The organism is Devosia sp. Root105 (assembly GCF_001424865.1).
Lineage (GTDB): Bacteria > Pseudomonadota > Alphaproteobacteria > Rhizobiales > Devosiaceae > Devosia_A.
This window is the reverse complement of sequence record NZ_LMCR01000019.1, coordinates 69,809-95,604: the sequence shown is the minus strand read 5'-3', so window position 1 is coordinate 95,604 and position 25,796 is coordinate 69,809. Positions and strand designations below refer to the sequence as shown.

Annotated in this window: 24 protein-coding genes; 15 read left to right on the top strand and 9 right to left on the bottom strand. The window is 66.1% G+C overall.

The features are described from left to right. Window positions 1-23: 23 nt before the first annotated feature. The 6 genes from ASC68_RS22925 to ASC68_RS22900 form a co-directional block, all read right to left on the bottom strand. A complete protein-coding gene (locus ASC68_RS22925; RefSeq protein WP_055884664.1) occupies window positions 24-848 on the bottom strand; it encodes a carbohydrate ABC transporter permease in 825 nt (274 codons plus the stop codon). After that, window positions 841-1,713: a sugar ABC transporter permease gene (locus ASC68_RS22920; protein ID WP_197421381.1), complete on the bottom strand. Its 873-nt coding sequence runs from the start codon at window positions 1,711-1,713 to the stop codon at window positions 841-843. Before ASC68_RS22920 ends, ASC68_RS22925 begins: the two co-directional genes overlap by 8 nt. 44 nt (window positions 1,714-1,757) lie before the next feature. Further along, complete coding sequence (locus ASC68_RS22915) at window positions 1,758-2,633, bottom strand: amidohydrolase family protein (RefSeq protein ID WP_055884661.1); 876 nt, start codon at window positions 2,631-2,633, stop codon at window positions 1,758-1,760. Window positions 2,634-2,710: 77 nt separating this feature from the next. Further along, on the bottom strand, window positions 2,711-3,943 hold the full coding sequence (locus ASC68_RS22910) for a sugar ABC transporter substrate-binding protein (protein WP_082528407.1): 1,233 nt from the start codon (window positions 3,941-3,943) through the stop codon (window positions 2,711-2,713). A 77-nt stretch (window positions 3,944-4,020) separates the two neighbouring features. Further along, window positions 4,021-4,953: a carbohydrate kinase family protein gene (locus ASC68_RS22905; protein WP_055884657.1), complete on the bottom strand. Its 933-nt coding sequence runs from the start codon at window positions 4,951-4,953 to the stop codon at window positions 4,021-4,023. Then, complete coding sequence (locus ASC68_RS22900; RefSeq protein ID WP_055884655.1) at window positions 4,953-6,305, bottom strand: 6-phospho-beta-glucosidase; 1,353 nt, start codon at window positions 6,303-6,305, stop codon at window positions 4,953-4,955. The genes ASC68_RS22905 and ASC68_RS22900 overlap by 1 nt, the downstream gene beginning before the upstream one ends. 147 nt (window positions 6,306-6,452) lie before the next feature. Between ASC68_RS22900 and ASC68_RS22895 the strand changes: the two genes are divergently transcribed. Next, window positions 6,453-7,205, top strand: a complete 753-nt coding sequence (locus tag ASC68_RS22895) for a GntR family transcriptional regulator (RefSeq protein WP_349236250.1) — start codon at window positions 6,453-6,455, stop codon at window positions 7,203-7,205. A gap of 177 nt (window positions 7,206-7,382) precedes the next feature. On the opposite strand, the gene ASC68_RS22890 is transcribed toward ASC68_RS22895, so the two are convergent. Continuing rightward, a complete protein-coding gene (locus ASC68_RS22890) occupies window positions 7,383-9,494 on the bottom strand; it encodes a TonB-dependent receptor (RefSeq protein WP_197421380.1) in 2,112 nt (703 codons plus the stop codon). Between the two features lie 228 nt (window positions 9,495-9,722). Between ASC68_RS22890 and ASC68_RS22885 the strand changes: the two genes are divergently transcribed. Genes ASC68_RS22885 through ASC68_RS22870 form a run of 4 tightly spaced genes read left to right on the top strand, consistent with a single transcriptional unit; the run spans window position 9,723 to window position 13,560 of the window. Beyond that, window positions 9,723-10,784: a hemin-degrading factor gene (locus ASC68_RS22885; protein WP_055884647.1), complete on the top strand. Its 1,062-nt coding sequence runs from the start codon at window positions 9,723-9,725 to the stop codon at window positions 10,782-10,784. A gap of 9 nt (window positions 10,785-10,793) precedes the next feature. Then, window positions 10,794-11,675 carry an ABC transporter substrate-binding protein gene (locus tag ASC68_RS22880; protein WP_055884644.1) on the top strand — a complete coding sequence of 294 codons (882 nt, stop codon included), beginning with the start codon at window positions 10,794-10,796 and terminating at the stop codon, window positions 11,673-11,675. A gap of 11 nt (window positions 11,676-11,686) precedes the next feature. Beyond that, window positions 11,687-12,757, top strand: coding sequence for an iron chelate uptake ABC transporter family permease subunit (locus ASC68_RS22875; protein WP_055884643.1), 1,071 nt, complete (start codon window positions 11,687-11,689; stop codon window positions 12,755-12,757). A 5-nt stretch (window positions 12,758-12,762) separates the two neighbouring features. After that, window positions 12,763-13,560 carry a heme ABC transporter ATP-binding protein gene (locus tag ASC68_RS22870; RefSeq protein ID WP_055886132.1) on the top strand — a complete coding sequence of 266 codons (798 nt, stop codon included), beginning with the start codon at window positions 12,763-12,765 and terminating at the stop codon, window positions 13,558-13,560. A gap of 4 nt (window positions 13,561-13,564) precedes the next feature. Here ASC68_RS22870 and ASC68_RS22865 read toward each other — a convergent pair whose 3' ends face one another. Further along, on the bottom strand, window positions 13,565-14,377 hold the full coding sequence (locus tag ASC68_RS22865) for an alpha/beta hydrolase (protein ID WP_055886128.1): 813 nt from the start codon (window positions 14,375-14,377) through the stop codon (window positions 13,565-13,567). Window positions 14,378-14,556: 179 nt separating this feature from the next. Then, window positions 14,557-15,282: a GntR family transcriptional regulator gene (locus ASC68_RS22860; protein WP_055886125.1), complete on the bottom strand. Its 726-nt coding sequence runs from the start codon at window positions 15,280-15,282 to the stop codon at window positions 14,557-14,559. A 117-nt stretch (window positions 15,283-15,399) separates the two neighbouring features. On the opposite strand from ASC68_RS22860, the gene ASC68_RS22855 reads away from it, so the two are divergent. The 10 genes from ASC68_RS22855 to ASC68_RS22810 all read left to right on the top strand — a co-directional run bounded on the left by ASC68_RS22855 (window position 15,400) and on the right by ASC68_RS22810 (window position 25,714). Continuing rightward, window positions 15,400-16,497, top strand: a complete 1,098-nt coding sequence (locus ASC68_RS22855) for a branched-chain amino acid ABC transporter substrate-binding protein (protein ID WP_197421379.1) — start codon at window positions 15,400-15,402, stop codon at window positions 16,495-16,497. 77 nt (window positions 16,498-16,574) lie between these two features. Continuing rightward, the gene (locus tag ASC68_RS22850) at window positions 16,575-17,489 is read left to right on the top strand and encodes a branched-chain amino acid ABC transporter permease (RefSeq protein WP_055884637.1); all 915 of its coding nucleotides are present in this window, start codon (window positions 16,575-16,577) and stop codon (window positions 17,487-17,489) included. After that, window positions 17,489-18,460 carry a branched-chain amino acid ABC transporter permease gene (locus tag ASC68_RS22845; RefSeq protein WP_055884634.1) on the top strand — a complete coding sequence of 324 codons (972 nt, stop codon included), beginning with the start codon at window positions 17,489-17,491 and terminating at the stop codon, window positions 18,458-18,460. Before ASC68_RS22850 ends, ASC68_RS22845 begins: the two co-directional genes overlap by 1 nt. Further along, window positions 18,457-19,236 (top strand): ABC transporter ATP-binding protein, encoded by a 780-nt coding sequence (locus tag ASC68_RS22840; RefSeq protein WP_055884631.1) that lies wholly within the window; start codon window positions 18,457-18,459, stop codon window positions 19,234-19,236. Before ASC68_RS22845 ends, ASC68_RS22840 begins: the two co-directional genes overlap by 4 nt. A 4-nt stretch (window positions 19,237-19,240) precedes the next feature. Beyond that, window positions 19,241-19,945: an ABC transporter ATP-binding protein gene (locus ASC68_RS22835; RefSeq protein WP_156387446.1), complete on the top strand. Its 705-nt coding sequence runs from the start codon at window positions 19,241-19,243 to the stop codon at window positions 19,943-19,945. A gap of 45 nt (window positions 19,946-19,990) precedes the next feature. After that, entirely contained in the window at window positions 19,991-21,241 is a 1,251-nt protein-coding gene (locus ASC68_RS22830; protein WP_055884624.1) for an FAD-dependent oxidoreductase, read from the top strand. Window positions 21,242-21,254: 13 nt separating this feature from the next. After that, complete coding sequence (locus tag ASC68_RS22825; protein ID WP_055884621.1) at window positions 21,255-22,256, top strand: 4-hydroxyproline epimerase; 1,002 nt, start codon at window positions 21,255-21,257, stop codon at window positions 22,254-22,256. 149 nt (window positions 22,257-22,405) lie between these two features. Next, on the top strand, window positions 22,406-23,509 hold the full coding sequence (locus tag ASC68_RS22820) for a cis-3-hydroxy-L-proline dehydratase (RefSeq protein WP_055884618.1): 1,104 nt from the start codon (window positions 22,406-22,408) through the stop codon (window positions 23,507-23,509). Between the two features lie 169 nt (window positions 23,510-23,678). Continuing rightward, on the top strand, window positions 23,679-24,713 hold the full coding sequence (locus tag ASC68_RS22815; protein ID WP_055884616.1) for a proline racemase family protein: 1,035 nt from the start codon (window positions 23,679-23,681) through the stop codon (window positions 24,711-24,713). Continuing rightward, a complete protein-coding gene (locus tag ASC68_RS22810; protein ID WP_197421378.1) occupies window positions 24,710-25,714 on the top strand; it encodes an Ldh family oxidoreductase in 1,005 nt (334 codons plus the stop codon). The genes ASC68_RS22815 and ASC68_RS22810 overlap by 4 nt, the downstream gene beginning before the upstream one ends. Window positions 25,715-25,796 lie beyond the last annotated feature (82 nt).

Below are 25,796 nucleotides of genomic sequence, written 5' to 3'. Positions count from 1 at the left end.
TTGCGGCTTTTCAACCACCCGCATCAGCGCCCGCCAAAGGCTCCAGTGGTGAGGCCGGCGATGAAGGCGCGGTTGCCGAACACGAACACCAGCAGCACCGGGATGATGGCGATGACGCTGCCGGTCATCAGCAGCGGCCAGTCGGTATTGTACTGCCCCTGCAGCGTCGCCAGCGCCACGATTGCCACCTGCATGTCGGGCTTGGTGGTGGTGATCAGCGGCCAGAGGAAGTTGTTCCACTGCGCGACGAAGGTGAAGATGGCGAGCGCCCCGAGCGCGGGCTTGGCCAGCGGCAGGACGATGGTCAGGTAGATCTGGGCGTGCGAGGCGCCATCGATGCGGGCGGCTTCGAGCAGCTCGGCCGGGATAGACTTGAGGTACTGCCGGAGCAGGAAGGTGCCGAAGCTCGAGAAGGCATAGGGCAGGATCAGGCCCTGGTAGGTATCGATCCAGCCGAGCGACTTGATCAGGATGAAATTGGGGATCAGCGTCACCTGGGAGGGCACCATCAGCGCCGCAAGGTAGATGAGGAACAGCACTTCGCGGCCGCGGAACCGCAGGCAGGCGAAAGCATAGGCGGCCATCGAGCAGGTGATGAGCTGCAAGAGCGTTACCAGCACCGAGACCACGAGGCTGTTGGCCATGGCCCGGCCGAACGGGATGGTCGAGAAGATGCGGACATAGTTCTCGATTTGCGGGTCGGCGGTGAACAATGTCGGCGGGAACTGGAACACGTCTGCCGCCGGCTTGAACGAGGTGGCGATCATCCAGACGAACGGGCCGCTCATCAGCAGCGCGCCGATCAGCAGGACCACGAACAGCACCCAGTCGGTGGCGGTCTTACCCATAGTGCACCCAGCGGCGCTGCAGCTTGTACTGCACCAAGGTGAAGGCGAGGACGATCAGAAACAGCACCATCGCCGCGGCGCTGGCATAGCCCATCTGATAGAACTGAAAGCCGTTCTGGTAGATGTAGTAGACCAGCGTATTGGTGGCATTGGCCGGGCCGGCCTTGGTCATCACCAGCACCAGTTCGAACACCTGGAAGCTGCCGATGATCGAGATCACCAGCACAAAGAAGGTGGTGGGCGAGAGCAGCGGCAGGGTGATGTGCCAGAAGCGGTCCCAGCCGGTGGCGCCATCGAGCGCCGCCGCATCGTGCACGTCCTTGCCGATGTTCTGCAGCCCGGCCAGGAACAGCACCATGGCATAGCCGAGGTTCTGCCAGATCGAGACGATGATGATGGCCGGCATGGCCCAGCGGGTGGAACCCATCCACTTGGGCAAGTCCGTCACGCCGACAAGGCTGAGGGCGGCGTTGATCAGGCCGAAATTGGAGTTGAACAGCCAGGCCCAGACGAGCGCCGCGGCGATCGTGCTGGTGACCACCGGCAGGAAATAGACGACGCGAAAGAAAGTCTGACCCTTAATGCCGCGGTTGAGCACCAGGGCGCAGAGCAGCGCCAGGACGATCTGCACCGGCACCGAGGCCAGCACGAAATAGGCAGTGTTGCCGAGCACCTTGGCGAAGATCTCGTCGCCGGCGAGGGCCAGGTAATTGCCGAGGCCCACCCAGGTCACCTCGTTGAAGAGGTTCCACTGGGTGAAGGAGATGAAGAACGCCGAGATCACCGGAATGGCGGTGAAGATGGCGAACAGCACCAGGCTCGGCGCCAGGAACAGCCAGGCGGCGCGTTCCTCGGCGCGCGCCACCTTCGTCAGCTTGACCCGAGTTGGGGCCGCTAGACTTGGGGCCACTATTTGTCGATCCCGTAGATATAGGCGGCGTTGCGGTAGAAGATCCGATCCTGGTCGTCGGCACTGAGGCCCATGGTGTCGAAGGCGGCCTTCCAGCGCTCGATATCGCCCTTCACCCGGCGGAGGTCCGAATCCGAGCCGTAGACGAGTTTGCGCGGCGAGATTTCCTTGCCGATATAGCCGCCCTCGACGATGTGGTTGTGCACCACGTCACCGCCGCTGATGTCGAAATAGAGCCGCGGCCGCCAGCGCGCGATGGCGCAGGCGGTGCGGTAATCGGGCCAGCCCAGATGCGCGCCGATGATGAACAGCTCGGGGAAATAGAAGGCGATGGTATCGAGATAGATCGGCTGCATACGGGCGCTGGAGAAGCCATAGCGCTCGCGCTTGATGCCGCGCGACAGTCGGGTGACCAGCGCCTCCTCGTCGGCGCCCTCGGGGATGGCTTTCCAGGCATCCTCCTTGCCGCCTTCGAGGTAATCGACCGGTCCCCCGAGGATGCCGGTGTGGAACAGGATGCGGAGGCCACGCGCCTGGGCCGCCTCGTAGAACGGGTAATAGGCCGGATCGTCGTAGTTGCGCGAGACGCCGGTCACCTTGATGCCGTGAAAGCCGCGCTGGTAGAAATCCTCGACCAGCGTCACCGGGTCCTTGTCGAGCTCGAGCCGACCGAGGGCGACGATCAGGTCGGGCCGCCGCTCCAGCGCGCCGGCCAGCGCGTCATTGCCGCGGCCAGGGTTGGCGAGGAGCGCGACTTTCTCGATCCCCGACGCCTCGCAGGTATCGGACAGCGCCTCGAGAAAGCCGATCTCGGCGCCGCGCGAGAACAGCTTGTCCCAGAAGCCGTAGTGAACGTGTGCATCGAAGACGCGCATAGGTCAGATCCATTTTGCTAGAGAACGGCCGGGGCGCCCAATCGCGTCCCGGCCAGCAGAGTGGCCTGCTGTTTCGACTACTTGGCCAGTTCGGCGTTGACCTTGTCCTTGATGCCGCCGATCGCGTCGGCTGCAGTGCTCTCGCCGTTCCACACCAGATCCAGCGCCGGCTGGATGTAGAGGTTGGAGAGATCGACGAAGCGCGGGAACTGCGGGAACTGCTCGCCGACATCGGCCTCCTTGAGGAAGACGTCGCCGAACGGCGCCTTGAAGGCGGCCCGTACCGTCTCGTTGCCGGTCATCGCCGGCACCGCCGCCGCCTTGGCGCCGGCAAAGATCGACTGGCCCTCGGGTCCGGCGAGATATTGCAGGAAGGCCCAGGCCGCTTCCGGGTTCTTGCTGTTGGCGTTGATGGCAAAGCCGGCGCCGCCGGTGCGGTTGGAATGGATGCCGGTCGGCCCGCCAGGCAGGTTGGCGACGGCCCACTTGAACGGCACGTCAGCGAAGGTGCCGAGGCGCGACGGGTTGGTGATCACCATGGCCGCCTGGCCACTGGAAAACAGCTGGGCGGTGCCGCCGGCCTGCTCGGCCTCGAGGAAGTTCGGGGTGACCTTATCCTTGTTGATCAGGTCGCCGATATACTGGATCGCCTCGACCGCTGCCGGCTCGGCCAACAGGAAGGTGGTCGGCTTCAGCGGATCGTCGAACACCTTGCCGCCGTTCTGCTGCACCCAGGTGGCCCAGTCATTGGATTCGAGCGCCAGGCCATAGCGGGTGATGCGGCCGCCCTCGGTGGTGGTCAGCTTGATCGCCGCATCGCGCAGATCCGCCCACTTCCAGTCGGCGTTCGGATAGGCGACGCCGGCCGCATCGAACGCATCGGAATTGTAGTAGAGGGCGCTCGGGGCGCTGTCGCGCGGGATGGAATAGAGCTTGCCCTCAAAACTGTGGGTGAGGAGCGAGCTCGGTACATACTGGTCGATCGGGAAGTTGCTGGCCTTGATCAGGTCGTCCAGCGGAGCCAGTGCGCCGCGCGAGGCGTAGCTCGGCACATTGGTGATGAAGAACACGTCGGGGCCGGCCCCGGCGGCGAGCTGTGCATCGAGCCGGGTGAAGTATCCCGACCATGGCGCGTGCTGGATCTCGATCTTCACATCCGGATGGGCCGCCTGGTATTTCGAGACGATCTCCTCGAATGGCGGCAGCTCCGGCGGGTCGCCCCAATATCCAAAACTAATCGTCGACTGCGCAAGCGCAGGAGACACTAATCCCAAAGCAGCGACGGCGTAGGCAAGCCACTTCTTAGTCATCTCGGACTCCCTTGTCTGTGGTCTGTGTTTATTCTCTACAAATCCTATAGACAATCACTACTAAGATAGCGCCGAGCTTACGAGGCTGTTTCGAGAAACATCTTTCCCCTGCCGTGCTCAGCGGCGAATTTTTTGAGCGCGTTCAGCGTGGGGGCCGCCAAGGCGCCGTAATCGGTGACCGACAGCGAGCCGGCGAGCACGGCGAGCTCGGCCGCCTCCTCGGTGCAGCGCCCCGAGCACAGCCCGAGGAGGAACCCGCCATTGAAAGTGTCGCCGGCCCCGGTGGTGTCCTTCACCACCACTTCGGGGGCCGCGACCTTGATCCAGCGGCCGCGGTCGCTGACCAGCGCGCCGGCGGCGCCACGCTTGATGGCGACGATCGGCACCAGTTCGGCAAGCTGCGCCGCGGCTTTCGCCGGATGGTGCATGCCGGTCAGCGCCATGGCTTCGTCCTCATTGGGCGAGAACACATCGAGCAGGCTCAGGAACTCGCGCACTCCGGGGGTTTCGAGGGTGAAATCGCCGCCGCGGCAATCAGCGAAGAGCTTTGCTCCGCGCTCCTTGGCAGCGCGCATAAAAGCCAGCCATTCCGGCTCGAAGCGGAAGGTCTGCAGCAGCCAGGTGGGGCGGACCTTATCGAGCGTACCGGCAGGCGGCGGTACGATGGCGCCATCGCCATAGGTGAGGAAGCCGCGATCGCCGCCGGACGAGAACACCGAGGTGACGCGGCGCAGCGGCTGGTCGAGGCGGTTGAACAGCGACGGGCTCAGCCCGTCGCGCGCCGCCTGCTCCAGCACTAGGCCGCTGAACAGGTCGGAGCCGAAGTCCACGGCCCAGTGGGTATCGAGCCCGAGCCGGGTCAGCGCCAGGGCGATGTTGTAGGTGCCGCCGGGCAATACGGCGAGGTCACTCGCCACCAGCTCCGCGCCGAGCCTCGGCACGCCGGGCAGGCCGGCGAAGATCAGGTCGCAATAGTATTCGCCGGTCAGCAGCACATCGGCGGAGCGCATCACAACCACTCCCCGACATGGGCCGCGTGCGCGGCGAGGAATTTCTCAACCAGCGGCTCGGCCCGCGAGTAGGACAGCACCAGCGGGTGCGCCACCAGCGCTTCCACGGCGAGGGCGCGGCTCCGTTCAGCCACGGCTTGCACAGTGAGCCGCTCATAGTGCTTCACCGAGTTCACCAGGTAGCCCTGCGCATCGGGCATGGCGCCGATCGGCTGCGGCCGGATGCCGTGGTGATCGACCACGCAACTGACCTCGACCACGTCGCTGTCGCGCAAGCCCGCGATGGCGCCCTCATTGGGGACGTTGAGCCCGGTGCGGATCGGCGTGCCGCCCTGCAGCGCTTCGATCAGGTCGAGCGCCACTCCGGCATAGCCTTCACCATCATGGCTTTGCGCCACCGCAGCGACCGGCTCGGCGTCGTCATGGGTATGCTGCATGTAGGTTGCACTGCGCTCGCGCTCGTAGGCGAAATAGACATCGAGCGCCTGCCCCGGGTCGGCTAGCAGCTCGGCTTGGCGCAAGCGTGGCAACAGCCGCTGGTTGAGGGCGCGGATCTCTTCACCACGGGTCGGGCCGGCGGCGCCGGCCGCCACCGCCTCGTCGGCGTAGTAATAGTAATAGAGGTATTCGTTGAGCCACACACCGTGGCGGCGCACCACATGGGGCGCGAACACCCGCTGCACCGTGCCGGCGAGGAAACGGTCATCAGCCAGCGCGTCCGGCAACACGTCGCGCCCGGCCACTTCGGCGCGGCGGGTGAAGGACAGGTGGTTGAGGCCGAACACCTCGGCCCGCACCGAGCGCTCGGGCAGCCGCAACCATCTGGCGACGGCGGTCTGCGCGCCATTGGCGCTGTCGCAGATGCCGACGCTGCGGCTGTAGCCCGAGTCGCGCAGCGCCTGGGTGACGAGCCCGGCCGGATTGGTGAAATTGAACAGCCAGGCCTCAGGACTGACCCGGGCCAGCGTCTCGGCATAGCTCAGGATTGTGGGGATGCTGCGCAGCGCCATGGCGAAGCCGGCGGCCCCGGTGGTCTCCTGCCCGAGCACGCCATGCGACAGCGCGATGCGCTCGTCGGCAATGCGGCCATCGATGCCGCCGGGGCGCACCGTGGTCACCACATAACTGGCGCCAGAAAAGGCAGTTTCGGCATCGGTGGTGGTGGAAATGGTCACAGCCCCGCCGGCGCGCCGCGCCAGCTCAGTGGCGAGAGCGCCGATCAGCTCGAGCTGCGCCGCGTCGACATCCATCAGGCAGATTTCGGTGAGGCCGGTCCGTGCGGCGCGGCGCAATGCCGAGTCGACGAACAGTGGGGCACGTAGCCCTCCCCCTCCGACAACGACCAGTTTCACCCTGACGTCCCCCGTTCAGTGCAACTGATCATATCCAGTCATAATAGGTAGGCAAGATGGAATCGTACGGCTAAGTTTCGTCGGCGGGCGCGGCGCCCGCTTCCAAAGCGCAATCAGTTCGGTTACCCCAAAGCCATGGCCAACGGCGTGACGCGCGACGATCCCCTACCGCTCTACAAGCAGGTGAAGGAACGCCTGCTGCGGGCGCTCGATGACGGCACCATTCCGCCCCGCGCCAAGCTCGCCTCGGAACGCGAGCTGGTGGAGCTCTACGGCGTCAGCCGCATTACCATCCGGCAGGCGATGACCGAGTTGGTGCTCGAGGGGCACCTGCGCAGCCATCCGGGCAAGGGGTTCTACCCAACCGGCCGCCCCAAGGGGGTGTATGAGCTCGAACTGCTGCGCAGCTTCACCGCCACGGCCGTGGCGCATGGCCGACGGCCGGGCAGCCGACTGCTGACCGCGGCGCAAGTCGGCGCCCCAGAGGAGGTGGCACGGGCCCTGCAACTCAGCGCAGGTGAGCAGGTGATCTCGCTGCGCCGCCTGCGCCTGATCGACGACCAGCCGGTGGCCATCGCGCATGACTGGATGCCGGCCGCGATCGTGCCGGACATTCTCGAACTCGATTGGACTGTGCCGAACAGTTCGCTCTATGCCGAACTTGCAGGACGCTATGGGCTCCTACCGCAACGCGGCCACACCATTCTCTCGGCCCGACTGGCCGACGCCGAGGAGAGCCAATTGCTGGAGCTGCCACCGCCGGCGGCCGTCCTGGGGGTCGAGCAGATGGCGTTCGATGCCAACGAGCGGCCGCTTAACCTGACACTCTCCACGCATCACCCGACGCGGTATCCGCTGCGGCTCGATCAGGACGCTCGCACCAGTCGGAGCGGGCGGTAGACTACGCACGGACAGTGCCGTCTCGTCCCCTCGCGCTTTGGGGGAAGGGTCAGGGTGAGGGGGCTTGCCGCAAGCTCAGATTCTGCGGCAAGGCCCCCTCACCCGACGCTTCGCGTCGACCTCTCCCCCAAAGGGAGAGGTGCGCCGACTGCCAACCCTGGCGGAACCCCATTTTCGTCAGTAGTCGAACTGCTTGGCCAGCGTGAGCTTGAAGGTGCGGCCCTTCGAGCGATCCATCGACAGGTTCTCGCGGTAGTCGGCGTCGAACAGGTTGTCGATGCCCAAGGTCGCTTCCAGGCCCTCGAACTGGCCACTCTGCGGCTTCCAGGTGGCGAACACGTCCACCGTGGCCCAGCCGTCCGGCAGCGACGTCGGCGGAACGGTGGTGACCGCGGTGAGCGGGTTGGCGGCCAGCGTCAGGCGCGTGCCGTACTCGAGGTCGAGATCCTGGGCTCGGCCGCCGACGGTCAGCACCAGCTTGTCCTGCGGGATCGATTGCACATCGTCGCCGGCATAGATGTGCGGCACGCGGGCTGGATTGGAAGAGATCATGTCCTCGGTATAGACGCCTCGGGTGAAGGTGTAGGCGAGGCGGGCGAACATCACATCGCTGTCGTAGGAGCCCTCAAGTTCGAGCCCCCAGATGCGCATGCCGGCGATGTTGATGAAGTAGGGCGCGTTGGCGGTGATCGGGTTGGCGGCAATACCGTCGGTGATATCGTTGTGGAACGCCGTGGCTTTGAAGGCGACGCTGTCGCCACCGGTGAAGATGTCGTCCGCCTGGGTGGCGAGGCCGAGTTCGAAGTTGTCCGAGTATTCCTTGGTCAGGTTCGGGTTCATCGTACGCGTGCCCTGGTACTGGAACATTTCGTCCAGCGTCGGCATGCGTTCGGTGTGCGCGGCGGAACCGAACACACTGAAGTTCTCGTTGATCTTGTAGAGGGCGGCGAGCTTGGGCGAGATGGCGACATCCTCGCTGGGGCTGGCGCCGACGACGGTCTCGCTCGGAGTGAGGGTCGAGAAATCGGCGCGGGCGCCGGCAATCACGGTCAGCACGTCGTTGATGGTGTGCTCGCTCTGCGCGAATACGCCGACACTCGACGACGTCCCCTCGGGATGGGTGGTGATCAGCGTGCCGGTCAGCGGGTCGGCAACACGGTTCTGGTGGCTCGCCTGGATGCCGTAAGTGAGGAAGTTCTCCCAACGCTCGCCAGCGAAGCTCGAGGTGTTCTCGACGTTGAGCTGAGTGGTCTGGTAGCCGTAATCGGCAACGAAGATGTTGCTCGGCACCGGCGAGGTCGGGTTCTCCTGGCTCACCGCGGTGTTGGAGTAGGACAGCTGGACCTTGAGGTCGAGCATGTCGTTGCCGGAGGCTTCGTTCTCGTAGCTGATGATCGCCGTCTGGTCGTCGACGGTACGATCGATCAGGCCGAAATTCTGCGGATTGTCGATCGGGACGGTGCCGGTCTGGGCATAGTCCTGCTTATCGGCGTCGCTGTTCCAGCGCTGGTAGGACAAGCGGACCACCTGATCGGCATCGAGATGGATGGTGCCCTTCACCAGGCCCGACCAGGCGGCAAATTCCGAACCTGGCAATTCGCTGCCATTGGCGAGGTCCACGATGTCCGAGCGCCGGAAGTTGCCGGCGGCCAGCACCTCGAAGGTCTCGTTGATACGGTGGGCCAGGATGCCAGAGACAAGCGTCCCGTTGCCGTTTGAGGTGTAGGAACCCTTGAGGCGCACGGCGCCGGTCTTGCCGTCCTTGATGAAATCGGAGGCGTCCTTGGTGGTGAAGTTGATGACGCCGCCGAAGGCTCCTGAGCCATAGAGCGTCGAGGACGCTGGGCCGCGCAGCACTTCGGCTGCCTTGTAGAGCTCGGGATCGGAGAAGAACGAGCCCATGCGGTACTGTTCGTAGAATTTCCGCGCCCCGTCGACGGTGAGGATGATGCGCGCCTCGTCGCCGGAGGTCTCGGCGGCGCCGATGCCGCGGATGTTGAAGCTTTCGCCCAGCACGCGCTCGGAACCGATCATGGTGACGCCCGGCACGTCGTCGAGAATCTCGCCGATGGTGCCGGCCTGCTTCTGGTCGATATCGGCCTGGTCCACCACGGTCACCGCCTGCGGTGTATCGATCGCCACCTTGGCCTTGCCGGCGCCGACGACGATGCGTTCGAGCAGCGTGACAAACTGCGAGTTGTTCGCGCTCGACTGCGCCATCGCAGCCCCTGCCCCAAAACTCGCCCCCAGCGCGACGCCGCCAAGCAAGATCGCGGCGTTACGTGCCACCAGCCCCATTTCCTTCTCCATTCAATGACGGACGCCTGGCTGCTGCCGGCGTCGGGAACATGCACTGGCTGGCAGATGCTGGCTGGCACGGCAGAGCGGGCAAAAATATGACTCCATCACTCCACTATTGCATGGCTTATAAATCCTGATATTGACTGTCAAGATTTAAGTGACAGGCGCGGCGAAACGGAGCCGGCGCCACAGAGCAGTGAAAGAGGACGCCGCATCTTGCCCGAAGCCCGCCAGATATCGCCTGAGGAAATCCGCCGCCTGCGTGCGCTGCACCCCGAAATGCGCGAGCGCGATTTCGCTCGGATCCAGAAGATCTCCGAGGCGGAGCTGGTGGCGGCCTTCGTCGGCGCCGGCAGCGTGCGACTGCGCCCCGATGTCGAGGCCCTGCTCGCCGGCGCGCCAGCGCTGGGCGAGGTGATGTGCCTGACCCGCAACGAGCACGCGGTGCACGAAAAGATCGGGGTGTTCGAGAAGACCCGCTTCGGCCAGCACGCCTCGATCGTCCTCGGCGAAGAGATCGACCTCCGCATCTTCCCGACGCACTGGGCCTCGGCCTATGCGGTCGAAAAGCCGGACAAGGACGGCGCGGTACGGCGCTCGCTGCAGTTCTTCGACGCGGCCGGTACCGCGGTGCACAAGCTGCATTGCCGGCCGGCGACGAACCTCGATGCCTATCAGGCGCTGGTCGAGACCCTCAGGGCCGACGAACAGCTGCAGACGGTCGAGATCCGGGAACTGAATGACAGCGAGGTAGACACCGCCGCGGCCCAGGCCAGCGCCGCGCAACTGCGCGAGGCGTGGCAGGGGCTGACCGACACGCACCAGTTCTTCCCGATGCTGAAGCGGCTCAACCTGTCGCGGCACCAGGCGCTGAAGACCATCGACCGCGACTACGCCTGGCCGCTGGCCGCGAACGCCGCCAGCACCATGCTGGAGCGCGCCGCGGGTAGCGGGCTGCCGATCATGGCGTTCGTCGGCAGTCGCGGCTGCATCCAGATCCACTCGGGCCCGATCGAGCGGGTGCAGGCGATGGGTCCGTGGATCAATGTCATGGACGAGACCTTCCACCTCCATCTCAGGGCCGACCAGATCCAGGAGGTGTGGGCGGTGCGCAAACCCACCGCCGATGGGCACGTCACCTCGATCGAGGCGTTCGGCGCCGACAACAAGCTCATCATCCAGTTCTTCGGCCAGCGCCAGGAAGGGGTGGATGAACGCGCCGCCTGGCGCACGCTGATCGAAGGCCTGCCCCAACTCGACCAATCCACCGCTGCCTAAGGGTTCACCATGCGTCTCCCTCGCTTGTTTCTCACCCTCGCCGCGCTCGGCGGGCTTGCCGGCCCTGCCCTTGCCGCCCAGATCACGCCGTTCGCCGACCCGTCGCGCGTGGCGGTGATCGGCGGCTCGCTGCTCGAAATCGTCTACGCGCTGGGCGAGGAAGGCAAAGTGGTGGCCCGCGATACGACGGGTATCTTCCCGCCCGAGGCGATGGCGCTGCCGGATGTCGGCTATATGCGGGCCCTGTCGCCGGAAGGCGTACTGTCGGTGAACCCGTCGGCGCTGCTGGTGGTGGATGGCAGCGGGCCGCCGGAGGCGCTGGACGTGCTCTCCAAGGGCTCGATCCCCTATGTGACGGTGCCGGAGGACTTCAGCCACCAGGGCATCCTCACCAAGGTGCGCGCCGTCGGCGAGGCGCTCGGCGTCACCGACAAGGCCGAGGCGCTGGCGACGACGCTTGATACCGAGCTGAAAGCAGCGGAAGCCGCGACGAGCGCGATCCCCGATGCCGAACGCAAGCGCGTGCTGTTCGTCATCTCGGTGCAGGAGGGCAAGATCCGCGCTGCCGGCTCGGGCACGGCGGCCAACGGCATCATCACGCTGGCCGGTGGCATCAATCCGCTGGCCGAAATGCACGGCTACCAGACGCTGAGCGATGAGGCGCTGATCACCGCCAACCCCGACTATGTGGTGATGATGCAGAATTCCGGCGCCGGAGACTTTTCCGCCGACCTCGCGGCCAATCCGGCCCTCGCGGCGTCGCCGGCACTGCAGCAGGGACGCCTGTTGAAGGTGGACGGGGCATTCATGCTCGGCTTCGGGCCACGTACGCCCAAGGCGATCCTGACGCTGGCGCACGAGCTTTACGGCGACCGGGTGCCACAGCCTTGACCACCACCGCAATGACGGCCGAACTCGCCGGTCCGGTCGCGGGAGACCGGACGCGGTTGGCGCAGCTGACGCTGGTCGGGCTGGTGCTGCTGCTGGTTGCGGCGGCAGCACTGGCGCTGCTCACCGGTGCCTCGGACGCCTCGCTGCCGCGACTGCTTTCGGCCTGGATGGCGGGACCTACCGACGACCCGCTGGTGCTGCGCGACCAACTGGTGTTTCTAGATATCCGGCTGCCCAGGCTGCTGCTGGGCATCCTGATCGGCGCCGGCCTCGCCGTCTCCGGCGTGGTGATGCAGGGGTTGTTCCGCAACCCGCTGGCCGACCCGGGGCTGGTGGGCGTGTCGTCCGGCGCCAGCCTCGGCGCGGTGGTGATGATCGTCCTCGGCGGTACCGCACTGGCGCCGCTGACGGCAATCCTCGGCATCTACAACCTGCAGATCTCGGCCTTCGTTACGGGCCTCGTCACCACCCTGATCCTCTACCAGGTGGCAACGCGCGGCACGCAGACGCAGATCGCCACCATGCTGCTCGCCGGCATCGCCATCGCGGCGCTGGCCAATGCGGTGATGGGGGTGATGGTGTTCCTTGCCAGCGACTCGCAGCTGCGCGACTTCACCTTCTGGAGCATGGGCTCGCTCGCCGGTTCGAACTGGCAGAAGGTCCAGGCATCGGGGCCGATCATCCTCATCGCGGTGCTCTGCTGCATGCTGCTGACGCGCGGGCTCAACGCCCTGACACTGGGCGAAGCGACGGCGATGCACCTGGGCATCCCGGTGCAGCGGCTCAAACGCATCGCCATCGTCGCGGTGGCGGCAGCCACCGGGGCGGCCGTGGCGGTCAGCGGCGGCATCGGCTTTATCGGCATCATCGTGCCGCATTTGCTGCGGCTGGTGATCGGGCCGGACCACAAGTACCTGCTGCCGGCCTCGGCACTGCTCGGCGCCGCGTTCCTTCTCGTCGCCGACGCGGTGGCGCGTACCATCGTCGCGCCGGCGGAGCTGCCGATCGGCATCGTCACCGCGGCGGTGGGCGGGCCGTTCTTCCTGTGGATCCTGCTGCGGCGGCGGGAGCTGGCATGGTGAGCCCGGTGCTGGAAGTTCGCGGCGTTTCGGTCGCCATCGAACGCAAACGGATCGTCGAAGGCGTCAGCGTCACGGCGCGCGCCGGCGAAGTGCTGGCAATCATCGGACCGAACGGCTCGGGCAAGACCACGCTGATGAAGGCGCTGAGCGGCGAGCTCGAACACCAGGGCGATATCGCACTGAACGGGCAGCCCCTGCGTACACTGCCGCCACGGGCGGCGGCGACGATGCGGGCGGTGATGCCGCAAGCCTCGGTGCTGAGCTTCCCGTTCACGGTGCGTGAAGTGGTGCGGCTGGGGCTGTCGGCGGGGCTCGGCGTGCTGCCGGCGCAACGCGAGGCGGTGGTCGAAGCGGCGCTGCGGAGAGTCGACCTCGCGGGGTTCGGCGGCCGGATGTACCAGAGCCTCTCCGGCGGCGAGCAGCAGCGGGTGCAACTGGCGCGGGTGCTGTGCCAGGTGTGGCAGCCGGTACTCGAGGGGTTGCCGCGCCTGTTGCTGCTGGATGAACCGGTCTCGAGCCTCGACATCAAGCACCAGCTGCTGGTGATGGAGATCGCGCGGGGCTTTGCGGCAGCCGGCGGCGCGGTGGTGGCCATCCTGCATGACCTCAACCTCGCGGCGCTCTATGCCGACCAGGTGCTGGTGATGTCCGAAGGCCGGCGCGCCGCCTGTGGCGCACCGGCCGAGGTGCTGGATATCGCACTGGTGCGCGAGGTGTTTGGCTGCGAACTCACGACGCTGCAGCTCTCCAACGGCACGCCGCTCTTCGCCCCTCAGGTGGCGATGCGGCTCGCCGCGGAGTAGCCGCTCAGCCGAGGAAGAAGCGCTCGAGCTCGGGCGCGACGACTTCGGGGGCGGCATTGTGGGTTTGGCCCTCGAGGCTGCGGTGCTCGGCACTGGGCAGCAGGCCGGCAACCGAACGAGCCGAGTTGCGGATCCATTCGGGGCTGGCGCCACCATCCATCACCAGCACCGGGATGCTGACGCCATCCCATGCTCCTGATGCGAGCGGCTTGCCCGACATCCTGTCGCCCAGGACCGCAACGTCATAGGCGAGGGTGTGCGCCAGGGCTTCGAGCCCCGGCCAGGCGGGCGCCGATCGCATCTGGGCGATGGCCTCGGCGGGCGTACCAACCACGTCGACGAGGAAATACTCCACCGCATCGCCACGGCGATCGGCGGCGATCAGCCCGTCGATATGGCTCGCAAAGTCGGCCGGCGGTGGCGGACGAGTGCCGTCGGTGATGAAGGGCGGCTCGTAGAGCGAGAGTTTTGTCACCTTGCCCGTGAGCTTTGCCGTGGCTTCGAGCGACAACACGGCGCCCGACGAGTGGCCGTGAATGAATGCCGTGCCACCCAGTGCGTCGATGATGGCGTCGACATCCTCGATCTCGCGCTCGACCGCGTAGGGCGGCGTGTCGCCGCTCTTGCCCCTGCCCCGCCTGTCGAAGGTGACTATGGTGAAGCGCGGGGCGAGGAGCTTCGCCAGCGGGGCCGCGCCGGAGCCGTCGCTCAGCGCGCCGCCGACCAGGATGAGCGCCGGTCCTTCGCCGGAGCGGCTGATGGCGATCGGGGTCCCGTCTTTCGAGGTGACCTCTGATGTTGCCTCGTTCGCTGCCAACTTCGCCTCCTCTGCCGACGACCCGATAGAGAGGGTTGAGGCCATGACGCCCGCAAGCCCCGTCGTGACGAACATGCGTCTATTCAGCGAATATCCAGTCATGCGACCACTCCGCCTTGGTACCCCCCGGTAACGGGTCGAACCGGAGACGGTTCCACCTTGGAGGTGGCGGGTCTGGGCTAGGCGCCGCTGGCGAGCGACAGTTCGCGGGTGCGGTCGACGGCGATGTAGCGCTGGATCTGCGCGACGATCTGGCTGGCATGTTCGGCCGCCAGGCGGTCGCAGAGCTCGGCATCTTCGGCCTCGATGGCGGCGACGAGGGCGTCGTGCTCATCGACATATTTGCGTGGCAGGTGGTCGTTGAAGCTCTTGTAGTAGTAGAGCCTGAGGATGCGGCGTCCCTCGTCGAGCAGGCGGGTGAACAGCCCGGTGAAGTAGGGGTTGCCGCCGGCTTCGGCGATGGTGGCGTGGAAGTTGCGGTTGTGGCCGATCATGCCGAGCACGTCGCCTTCGCGCACCGCCCTGGCATAGGCTGCCTGGTGGACGCGCATGACCTCGAGATGGGCGCGGGTCCGGGCGCTGGCGGCAAGCCTGGTGGTCACCCGATACATCAGCGTCAGCGCCTCGAAATAGACCGGCAGCGCGCCGAAATCGATCGGCGCGACGATGGTGTTGCGGTTGGGCAGCTGGCTCACCAGCCCTTCGGCAGCCAACCGCACCAGCGCCTCGCGGACCGGGGTGCGGGACATGCCGAAGGTTTCGGCGAGCGAGACCTCGTCGAGCGGCGCGCCCGGTTCCAGCGACAGATCGAGGATCGAGGCCTTCAGCTGCTCATAGACCTTCTGGACGCCCGAGCCTTTGACGCGCGGCGCAAACCCGGCCGTCTCGCGTGCGGATCCACTCATCATCCGGCTCCTGTTCGCTCCCAATTGACGAAATGTTAACGCGGCTGCATTGTGCCGACAAGGTGCATGCAAGGATGCATCTGAGGACAAGGGAGACGGAACGACATGCGTAATGTCATGAAAACCGCAGCAGGCCTCGCACTCGCCATCGTGCTCGGCGTACCAGCGATCGCGCAGGATACGCTGACCATCGGCATCATGGTCCCCACCACGGGATCGGAAGCCACCTACGGGCAGGACATGGCCAATGCCGTGAACCTCGCGATCGGCGAGATCAACGCGGCGGGCGGCGTATTGGGCAAGCAGCTGACCTCGACCATCGGCGACGACGGCTGCGACGCGCAGCTGGCAGTCAATGCCGCGAGCAAGCTGGCGGCCTCCGGCGTGGTCGGCGTCGTGGGCGGCTACTGCTCGGGCGCCACGGTGCCGACGCTCAAGATCTACGGCGACGCCAAGATTCCGCTGATCATACCAGCGGCCAACTCGACCAAGCTGATCCCGGAGAACCCGGGCAACGCCTTCATGATCAACTCGACCGGCAATGACCAGGTGGCCAAGGCGATCGAGTACTTCAACGCCAAGGGCATCAAGAAGATTGCCATCATCAACCAGGGCGATGCCTATTCGCAGGACCTGGCTGACCTGACCAAGAAGAACTGGGAAGCGGCCGGCAACACGGTCACCAACTTCGAAGTCACCAACAAGGGCGAGCAGGACTATTCGGCGGTGGTCACCGCCATCACGGCGGCCAGCCCCGACGCGGTGTTCTGGACCGCCTATTATGCCGATGGTGGCCTGTTGATCCGCCAGCTGCGCGAGCGTGGCTACCAGGGGCTGATCGCGGTGGGCGATGGCTCCAACTCGCCGGAACTGTTCAAGATCGCCGGCCCGGCGGCCGAAGGCGTCATCGCCTTCTCCAACCCGACGGCCGAGTTCCTGCCGGAAGCCAAGGCGTTCGCCGACGCCTACCAGAAGCAGTTCGGCGCCGCGCCGGGCCCCTACTCGACGCTCAGCTACGACGCGATGAAGCTGCTCGCCTGGGCCCTCACCACCGCCGGCACCACCGACTCGGCCAAGGTGATCGAGACGCTGCAGGGCGCCAACTTCACCGAGACCATCTCGGGCCCGATCTCGTTCACGCCCGAAAAGACCCTCGCGCGCTCCAACTTCGTGGTGCTCGAAGGCAAGGGCGGCGCCTGGACACTGGCGCAGTAGCCACCTGACCCAATCGCGGATCGGCGCTCCGGTGCCGGTCCGCTCAGGGCGAGACTGACCCAAGGGCGAGGTGGCGGGTGAGCATCTTCGACATCTTCACGAACCAGTTGCTGAACGGCATCGTGCTCGGTTCGTTTTATGCGCTGGTGGCGCTCGGCTACACCATGGTGTTCGGCGTGGTGAAGCTCTTAAACTTCGCCCATGGCGAGCTCTACATGGTGGGCGGCTTTGCCGGCTTCCTGGTGCTGTCGTTCCTCGCGCCCTATCTCGGGCCCGGCTGGCTGGGCGTCGCGGTGTCGCTGGTGCTGGCGATGATCGCCGTCGGTTTTCTCGGCGTGGTCATCGAGCGCGTCGCCTACGCGCCGATGCTGTCGGCGCCGCGCCTCTCCATCCTGATCACGGCGCTCGCGGTGTCGCTGGTGCTGCAGAACGGCATGCTGACGCTGACCAAGGGGCAGTACGTGCCCTTCGGCGCGGCGCTCGGCTTCGGCGGGGTGAAGCTCGGCAACCTCTTCATCAGCTACAACCAGATGATCCTTGTCGGCGTCGCCGCCGCGCTGATGCTGGCGCTCGAGCTGTTCGTGTCGCGCACCCAGTATGGCCGCGCCATGCGCGCCGTATCGGTCGACAAGGACATGGCCCGGCTGATGGGCATCAACGTCAATGCGGTGATCGCCATCACCTTCTTCCTCGGCTCGGCGCTCGCGGCAGCGGCCGGCTCGATGGCCGGCGCCTATTACGGGTCGCTGTGGTACTTCATGGGCTTTCTGATCGGGCTCAAGGCGTTCACCGCCGCGGTGATCGGCGGCATCGGCTCGATCCCCGGCGCCATGCTGGGCGGGCTGATCCTCGGCTTGCTCGAGAGTTTCGGCACACAGCTGCCGGGGGTGGGGAGCGAGTGGAAGGACGTGTTCTCGTTCTCCGTCCTCATCCTCGTTTTGGTGTTCAAACCGACCGGGCTGTTGGGCAAGCCCGAGCAGGAGCGCATGTGATGGCGCAATTCCCGGAACGACCAAGTGCCTGGGGCGGGTTGGCAACGCTGCTCGATACGCCACAGAAGCGCTATGCGGCGATCGCCGTCATCCTCGTCGCCATGGCCGTGGCGCCCTACATCTTCGGCTCCTATGGCACGGTGATCCTCACCAACGCGCTGCTTTATGTGCTGTTGGCGCTGGGGCTCAACATCGTCGTCGGCTATGCTGGCCTGCTCGACCTCGGCTTTGCGGCGTTCTTCGCCGTCGGCGCCTATACGGTGGGCATCACCACGCTGCATTTCGGGCTCAACTTCTGGCTGGCGCTGCCGCTGGCCGTCCTCCTCGCCATCGTCGCCGGCATCGTGATCGGGGCCCCGACCCTCAGGCTCCGCTCCGATTATCTCGCCATCGTCACGCTGGGCTTCGGCGAGATCGTGCGGATCACGGCGCGGAACCTGCGTGAAACCGGCGGCGCCAGCGGGCTGATCGGCATCGACTCGCCGTGGCTGTTCGGCTGGCACATCCGCACGCCGCTCGATTTCTACTATGTGTTCTGCGCACTCGCGATCCTCGGCGTCATCGCCTCGGTGCGGCTCGCCAACTCGCGGCTCGGGCGCGCCTGGCTCTATGTCCGGCACGACGAAGACGCAGCCGAGGCGATGGGCATCAACCGGGTGAAGGTGAAGCTCGCCGCCTATGTGGTCGGCGCCATCTACGGCTCGATCGGCGGAGCGTTCTTTGCCGCCAATCTCGGGGCGATCTCGCCCGAAAGCTTCTCGTTCCGGCAATCGGTGTTGATCCTGATGGCGGTGATCCTGGGCGGCATGGGCAAGATCCCGGGCGTCATCCTCGGCGCCTTCATCGTCATCCTCGCACCCGAACTGCTGCGCGACTTCGGTGACCTGCGGCTGCTGATCTTCGCGGTGGGCCTCCTGCTCATCATGCTGTTCCGGCCGAGCGGCATCTGGCCGGCGAGGAGCAAACGATGAGCCTCCTCGATCTCAAGGGCGTCAGCCTCAGCTTTGCCGGATCGAAGGTGCTCGACGCGGTGGACTTCAGCGTCCCCGCCGGCCGGATCGTCAGCCTGATCGGGCCGAACGGGGCGGGCAAGACCTCGCTGTTCAACTGCATCACCGGCTTTTACAAGCCGCAGCAGGGCTCGATCCGGCTCGACGGCACCGAGACGCTGCGGATGAAGCCGCATCAGGTGACGCAGCTCGGCATCGCCCGCACCTTCCAGAACGTGCGGCTGTTCCGTGAGATGACGGTGCTGGAAAACGTCATGTCGGGCCAGCACAGCCGGACCCGTGCCGGGGTGATCGATGCGATCCTGCGGCTGCCCTCGCAGCGCCGCGAGGAAGCCGAGATCCGGCGGATCGCCGAGGAGTGCCTGAGCTTTGTCGGCATCACCGAAGGCTGGGAGCGCGAGGCGACCACCCTGCCCTATGGCTGGCAGCGCCGCGTCGAGATCGCGCGAGCCCTGGCGACGACACCGCGGCTGTTGCTGCTCGACGAGCCGGCCGCCGGGCTGACCTCGGGCGAGAAGGAAGAGCTGATCGAGCTCATTCGCCGCATCCGCAACGAGCGGGATATCTGCATCCTCCTGATCGAACATGATACCGGGCTGGTGATGCGCCTCTCCGAGCGGGTCAGCGTGCTCGACCACGGCGTGATGATCGCCGAGGGCACGCCCAAGGAGATCCAATCCAACCAGCGGGTGATCGAGGCCTATCTCGGTGTCGAGGAGGACGCACTTGACCTCTGATGTGATGCTCAAGCTCGAAGGCATTGCCAGCGCCTATGGCAAGATCGATGCGGTCAAAGGCATCGACCTCGAGGTGAAGCGCGGGCAGATCGTGACGCTGCTCGGCGCCAACGGCGCCGGCAAGACCACGACGCTCAAGACCATCTCCGGCCTCGTCCGCGCCAAGGCCGGCCGGGTGCTGTTCGAGGGCAACGACATTACCGGCATGCCAGCGCATCAGATCGCGCGGGCCGGCGTGGTGCATGTGCCCGAGGGCCGGCACGTGCTGCGCGGCCTCAGCGTACGCGAGAACCTCGAGCTCGGCGCCTTCACGGTCAAGGACGCGACGCTCAGGAAAGACCGGCTCGAACAGGTATTCGCGCAGTTCCCGATCCTCAGGACACGGGCCAACTCGGATGGTTCGCTGTTGTCGGGCGGCGAACAGCAGATGCTGGCCATCGGCCGGGCGCTGATGCATGGCCCCAAGATCCTGCTGCTCGACGAGCCCTCGATGGGCCTCGCGCCCAAGCTGGTGCTCGAGACGATGAAGATCGTGAAGCGGCTCAATGAAGCGGGCACCACGATCCTCCTCGTCGAACAGAATGCCCGGCTGGCGCTGCGGCTCGCCCATTACGGCTATGTGCTGGAGAGCGGCGTCATCCGCCTCGAGGGCGAAGCCAGGCAACTCAGTGCCGATCCCTCGATCGTCCAGGCCTATCTCGGCAGCTGAATGCACCCCCCGAAACCTCCACAGTAAGCCCAAAGGCCACCTGACTTGACCACGACGACCAGCATCGACGTCGCCATTATCGGCGCCGGCATTATCGGCGTTTCCACCGCCTTCAAGCTGCAGGAAGCGGGGCGAACAGCCGTGCTGATCGACCGCAAGGGCATTGCCGAGGAGACCAGCCGCGGCAATGCCGGGGCGTTCGCTTTTTCGGATGTGATCCCGATGGCGACCTCGGGCGTCCTCGGCAAGCTGCCGCGCTGGCTGAGCGATCCGCTGGGCCCGTTGACCATCCGGCCGGAGTATCTGCCGCAGATCACCCCCTGGCTGCTGCGCTTCTGGCGCGCCGGCTGGCCCGACAAGGTGGCGGCAAGCCTCAAGGCGCAGAGCGCCATGATGCGGGTTGCCCGATCCGAACTGGAGGCGCTCGTCGCCGGCGCCGGCCTCGACGGTATGATCCGTCGCGACGGGGTGCTCGAGCTCTACGAGAGCGAGGACGAACTCAAAAAGACAGCGCGGGACGACGCGGCCAAATCCGCCGAAGGCATCGAGTTCCGGCATGTGCGGGGGGCCGAGCTCGGCGAACTGCAGCCGGGGCTGTCGCCGCGCATCACCTGCGCCACCTTCATTCCGAAGTGGCAGACGGTCAGCGACCCCTATGACTACGCGGTGGCGGTGGGCCAGGCGGCCATGGCGCGCGGCGCCAGTTTCCGCCAGGCCGAGGTGGTGCAGGTGCGGCCCGAGGGCGATGGCATCGTCATCCAGCTCAGTGACGGCAGCACACTACGCGCCCGGCAGGTGGTGGTGGCGGGCGGCGCGTGGTCGAAGCGGCTGACGGCGCCTCTCGGCGACGACATCCCGCTCGAAACCGAGCGCGGCTACAACACGACGCTCCCCGGATATAGTTTTGACCTCAAACGCCAGCTGGTGTTCGGCGGCCACGGCTTCGTTGTGACGCCGCTCGCCAGTGGCATCCGCGTCGGCGGCGCGGTGGAACTGGGCGGCCTGAAGCTCGCGCCCAATTTCAAGCGTGCCGACGCCATGCTGACGAAGGCGGCAACCTTCATGCCCGGTCTTGTGACCACCGGCGGCAAGCAGTGGATGGGGTTTCGCCCGTCGCTGCCCGACAGCCTGCCGGCGATTGGCTTCTCGCGCCAATCGCGCAACATCGTCTATGCCTTCGGGCACGGCCATCTCGGCCTCACCCAATCGGCCGGCACCGGCAAGCTGGTGGCGGAACTGCTCACCGGCGCCGCGCCGTCTCTCGACCTCACGCCCTTCTCTCCGCAACGCTTCTAGAACGAGCCTTTCCATGTCCCGGCATATCTTCACCTGCATCGATGGTCACACCTGCGGCAACCCGGTCCGCCTCGTCGCCGGCGGCGGCCCGCTGCTCAAGGGCAACACCATGATGGAGCGGCGCGCCGATTTCCTCGCCAACCACGACTGGATCCGCAAAGGGCTGATGTTCGAGCCGCGCGGCCACGACGTGATGTCGGGCTCGATCCTCTACCCGCCGACGCGCGAGGATTGCGACATCGCGATCCTGTTCATCGAGACCTCGGGCTGCCTCTACATGTGCGGCCACGGCACCATCGGTACGGTGACGATGGCGATCGAGAACGGGCTGATGACACCGAAGACGCCAGGCGTGGTGAACCTCGACGTTCCGGCCGGCAAGGTGGTGGCCGAGTACACCATGGACGGCGAGTATGTGGACAAGGTCCGCATCACCAACGTGCCGAGCTTTCTCCACTCAACCGACCTCGAGATCGAGGCGCCGGGGCTGGGCAAGCTCAAGGTCGATGTGGCCTATGGCGGCAATTTCTATTGCATCGTCGACGCCCAGGAGAATTTCTCCGACATCGCCGACGTCTCGGTCGGCGACCTCCTCCGCTGGAGCCCGGCGCTGCGCACGGCGATGAACGAGCGCTACGAGTTCGTGCATCCCGAGAACGAGAATATTCGCGGCTGCACCCACATCCTGTGGACCGGCAAGCCGACCAATGCCGCCAACACCGCCCGCAACGCCGTGTTCTACGGCGACAAGGCGATCGACCGATCGCCCTGCGGCACCGGCACCTCGGCACGCATGGCGCAGTGGTATGGCCGGGGCAAGCTCAAGGTCGGCGACGCCTTCAACCACGAGTCGATCATCGGCTCAGTGTTCAACGGCCGGGTCGAGCGCGCGGTGAAGGTGGGCAACTATGACGGGATCGTCCCCTCGATCGCCGGCTGGGCCCGCCAGACCGGCCTCAACACTATCTATATCGACGACCGCGACCCCTTCGCCCACGGCTTCTCGCTGGTGTGAGATGGTGCCGCTCCTTGCTCGCCCCAGCCACGGAGTCATTCCCGCGAAAGCGGGAACCTCTGTTCAGGATCGTGACACGCAAACGGAGATTCCCGCTTTCGCGGGAATGACCCGGTGAACCGAGCAGCCTCTCGTCAGGAACTCCACACATGAAAATCACCGCCATCAAAGTCTACCAGGTCGATCTGCCGCTGCGCGAAGGCCGCTACAACTGGAGCGGCGGCAACTTCATGGAGGTGTTCGATTCGACCGTCGTGGCGGTCGAGACCGATGCCGGGATTACCGGCTATGCCGAGTGCTGCCCACTCGGCTCGGCGTACCTCCCCTCCTACGCCAAGGGGGTGCGGGCCGGCATCGCCGAGATCGGGCCCAAGCTGATCGGGCATGACCCGACCGACCTGTGGCCGCTCAACCATCACATGGATGCGGTGCTGCGCGGCCACCCCTATGTGAAGGCGCCGATCGACATCGCCTGCTGGGACATTCTGGGGAAGGTCGCCGGGCTACCGGTCTATAAGCTCCTGGGCGGGGCCGAGCAGGAAAGAATCGCGCTCTACCGGGCGATCAGCCAGGAGGACTCGGCTGTGATGGCCGAGAAGATCGCCGGCTATCGCGCCGAGGGCTACACCAAGTTCCAGCTCAAGGTTGGGGGCGATGCCAATGACGACATCCGGCGCATCCGCGCCTGTCGCGAAATCCTCGCCGAGACCGATATCCTCGTCGCCGACGCCAATACCGGCTGGACCATGGCCGACGCGGCGCGGGTGGTGAACGCCGTCCGTGATCTCGATGTCTATATCGAGCAGCCCTGCATGAGCTACGAGGAGAGCGTCTCGATCCGCCGCCGCACCAGCCTGCCGTTCGTCCTCGACGAGAATATCGGCACGGTCGGCGACCTGGTGAAGGGGATTTCCGAAGACGCGTTCGACGTCATCAATTTGAAGATCAGCAAGGTCGGCGGCCTCACCAAGGCGCGACAGATGCGTGACCTCTGCGTCGCCTCAGGCATCCCGATGACCATCGAGGACACCTGGGGCGGCGACATCGTCACCGCGACGATCGCGCACCTCGCTCGCTCGACGCCGCAGAAATTCTGCTTCACGGCGACCGATTTCAACTCCTACGTGACCGTGTCGATCGCCGACGGCGCGCCGAAGCGGGTGAACGGGTTTATGACGGCGAGCGATGCGCCTGGGCTGGGAATCGAGCCTAAGTGGGACGTGCTCGGGCAAGCTGTGCAGGTGATTGCGTGACCCTCAGTCGGGACTCCCTCCCCCTCGCGGGGAGGGTAGCGCAGCCGGGAGCAGCGCGACCTGGCGAAGCTAGGGTGAGGGGAGCAGCACACTCCCTGCACGCCTCACCCCCCACCCTTGATCCCTCCCCGCAAGGGGGAGGGAGACGACACCCACTCTGGATGACCAAATGAGAACTACCCGCGCAATTCAGATCGTCGGCTGCCATGCCGAAGGCGAGGTCGGCGATGTCATCGTCGGCGGCGTCGCGCCGCCGCCGGGCGAGACGCTGTGGGAGCAGTCGCGCTTCATCGCGCGTGACCAGACGCTGCGCAACTTGGTGCTGAACGAGCCACGCGGCGGTGTGTTCCGGCACGTCAACCTGCTAGTGCCACCTAAGGATCCGCGGGCGCAGATGGGCTTCATCATCATGGAGCCCGAGGACACGCCGCCGATGTCGGGTTCGAACTCGATCTGCGTTTCGACCGTGCTGCTCGATACCGGCATCATCCCGATGACCGAGCCGGAAACCCGGCTGGTGCTGGAAGCGCCGGGCGGTATCGTCGAGGTGGTTGCCGAGTGCCGGAACGGCAAGGCCGAGCGGATCACCGTGACGAACGTGCCGAGCTTTGCTGATAAGCTCGGCGCAACACTCGAGGTCGAGGGCGTCGGCACGCTCACCGTCGACACCGCCTATGGCGGCGACAGCTTCGTTATCGTCGATGCCGAGGCGCTGGGCTTCCGCATCGCCCCGGATGAGGCGCGCGAGCTTGCCGAAACCGGCATCCGCATCACCCGCGCTGCCAACGAGCAGCTCGGCTTCACCCATCCGACCAACCCGGACTGGACGCATTTCTCGTTCTGCCAGATCGCCGCGCCGATCGAGCGGCGGGACGGGATGCTGACCGCTGCCAATGCCGTCGCCATCCAGCCGGGCAAGATCGACCGTTCGCCTACCGGCACCGGCGCCTCGGCCCGCATGGCGGTGCTGCGCGCCAAGGGCGAGATGCAGGTCGGCGACCGTTACCTGGCGCGCTCGATCATCGGCTCGGAGTTTCTCGGTCGGATCGAGCGGGACACCACGCTCGGCGGCCGCCCGGCGATCATCCCTTCGATCTCCGGCCGCGCCTGGATCACCGGCACCCGCACCGAGATGCTCGACCCATCCGACCCCTGGCAGGGCGGCTACCGGCTCTCCGACACCTGGCCGCGGATCGGCAAGTGACCACTACGATCGCATATGACGAGCTCATCGCCCTGCTGCGTCAGGTGTTCCTCAGGCACGCCTGCTCCGAGTCGGTGGCGAGCATCCTCGCCGAGAACATGGCCGGTGCCGAGCGCGACGGCGCGCATAGCCACGGCATCTTCCGCATCAAGGGTAATCTCGCTTCGCTCAATACCGGCTGGGTGGATGGCAAGGCTGTGCCGGTGCTCGAGGACGTGGCGCCCGGCATGTTGCGCGCCGACGGCCGCAACGGCTTCTCGCTGCCGGTGTTGGAGCTGGCGCGCGAAGCGCTGATCAAGAAGGCGCGGGCCAACGGCATCGCCGTGCTCAGCGTGCGCAAGGCGCACCACTTCAGCGCCGTGTGGCCGGATATCGAGCCGTTTGCGCGTCAGGGGTTTGTCGCCCTCGCCATGATCAACTCGATGGCATCAGTGGTGCCGCATGGCGGCCACCGCAAAGTCTACGGCACCAACCCGTTCGGCTTTGCCGCACCGCGTGACGGCACCGATCCGCTGGTGTTCGACCAGGCCTCGAGCGCCATGGCCAATGGCGACGTGCAGATCGCCCGGCGCGAGGGCCGGCAACTGCCGCCCGGCACCGGCGTCGACCGCCACGGCAACCCCACCATCGACCCCGCCGCCATCCTCGATGGCGGGGCGCTGCTGCCGTTCGGCGGACACAAGGGCTCGTCGATCGCCATGATGATGGAAATCATGGGCGCGGCGCTGGCCGGCGGCGACTATTCGTTCGAAATCGACTGGAGCGCCTACCCGGGCGCCGCGACGCCGCATGGCGGCCAGACCTACATCCTGATCGACCCCCAGCGCGGCGCGGTGAACTGCTTTGCCGACCGGCTGGAAGTGCTGATCGCCGAAATCCACGACGCCGGCCAATCCCGCCTGCCCGGCGACCGCCGCTACGCCACCCGCCGGGAAAGCCTTGCAAAGGGCATCGCGGTGGACGAAGCAGCCCTGGCGGAAATCCGGGCGCTGGCGGGGTGAGGGATGTCGAGCCGCCGCTGGTAAAGCGGCAGCTCGACAGGGAACGGCGACCCGCGTCGAGGACCCGACGCGGGTCGCCCAA

What these genes read in the sequence shown, in the direction of transcription:
- ASC68_RS22925 (WP_055884664.1), bottom strand. Translation starts at nt 848, where the DNA reads ATGGGTAAGACCGCCACCGACTGGGTGCTGTTCGTGGTCCTGCTGATC.
- ASC68_RS22915 (WP_055884661.1), bottom strand. Translation starts at nt 2,633, where the DNA reads ATGCGCGTCTTCGATGCACACGTTCACTACGGCTTCTGGGACAAGCTG.
- ASC68_RS22910 (WP_082528407.1), bottom strand. Translation starts at nt 3,943, where the DNA reads ATGACTAAGAAGTGGCTTGCCTACGCCGTCGCTGCTTTGGGATTAGTG.
- ASC68_RS22905 (WP_055884657.1), bottom strand. Translation starts at nt 4,953, where the DNA reads ATGCGCTCCGCCGATGTGCTGCTGACCGGCGAATACTATTGCGACCTG.
- ASC68_RS22880 (WP_055884644.1), top strand. Translation starts at nt 10,794, where the DNA reads ATGCGTCTCCCTCGCTTGTTTCTCACCCTCGCCGCGCTCGGCGGGCTT.
- ASC68_RS22875 (WP_055884643.1), top strand. Translation starts at nt 11,687, where the DNA reads ATGACGGCCGAACTCGCCGGTCCGGTCGCGGGAGACCGGACGCGGTTG.
- ASC68_RS22860 (WP_055886125.1), bottom strand. Translation starts at nt 15,282, where the DNA reads ATGAGTGGATCCGCACGCGAGACGGCCGGGTTTGCGCCGCGCGTCAAA.
- ASC68_RS22855 (WP_197421379.1), top strand. Translation starts at nt 15,400, where the DNA reads ATGAAAACCGCAGCAGGCCTCGCACTCGCCATCGTGCTCGGCGTACCA.
- ASC68_RS22845 (WP_055884634.1), top strand. Translation starts at nt 17,489, where the DNA reads ATGGCGCAATTCCCGGAACGACCAAGTGCCTGGGGCGGGTTGGCAACG.
- ASC68_RS22840 (WP_055884631.1), top strand. Translation starts at nt 18,457, where the DNA reads ATGAGCCTCCTCGATCTCAAGGGCGTCAGCCTCAGCTTTGCCGGATCG.
- ASC68_RS22835 (WP_156387446.1), top strand. Translation starts at nt 19,241, where the DNA reads ATGCTCAAGCTCGAAGGCATTGCCAGCGCCTATGGCAAGATCGATGCG.
- ASC68_RS22825 (WP_055884621.1), top strand. Translation starts at nt 21,255, where the DNA reads ATGTCCCGGCATATCTTCACCTGCATCGATGGTCACACCTGCGGCAAC.
- ASC68_RS22820 (WP_055884618.1), top strand. Translation starts at nt 22,406, where the DNA reads ATGAAAATCACCGCCATCAAAGTCTACCAGGTCGATCTGCCGCTGCGC.
- ASC68_RS22815 (WP_055884616.1), top strand. Translation starts at nt 23,679, where the DNA reads ATGAGAACTACCCGCGCAATTCAGATCGTCGGCTGCCATGCCGAAGGC.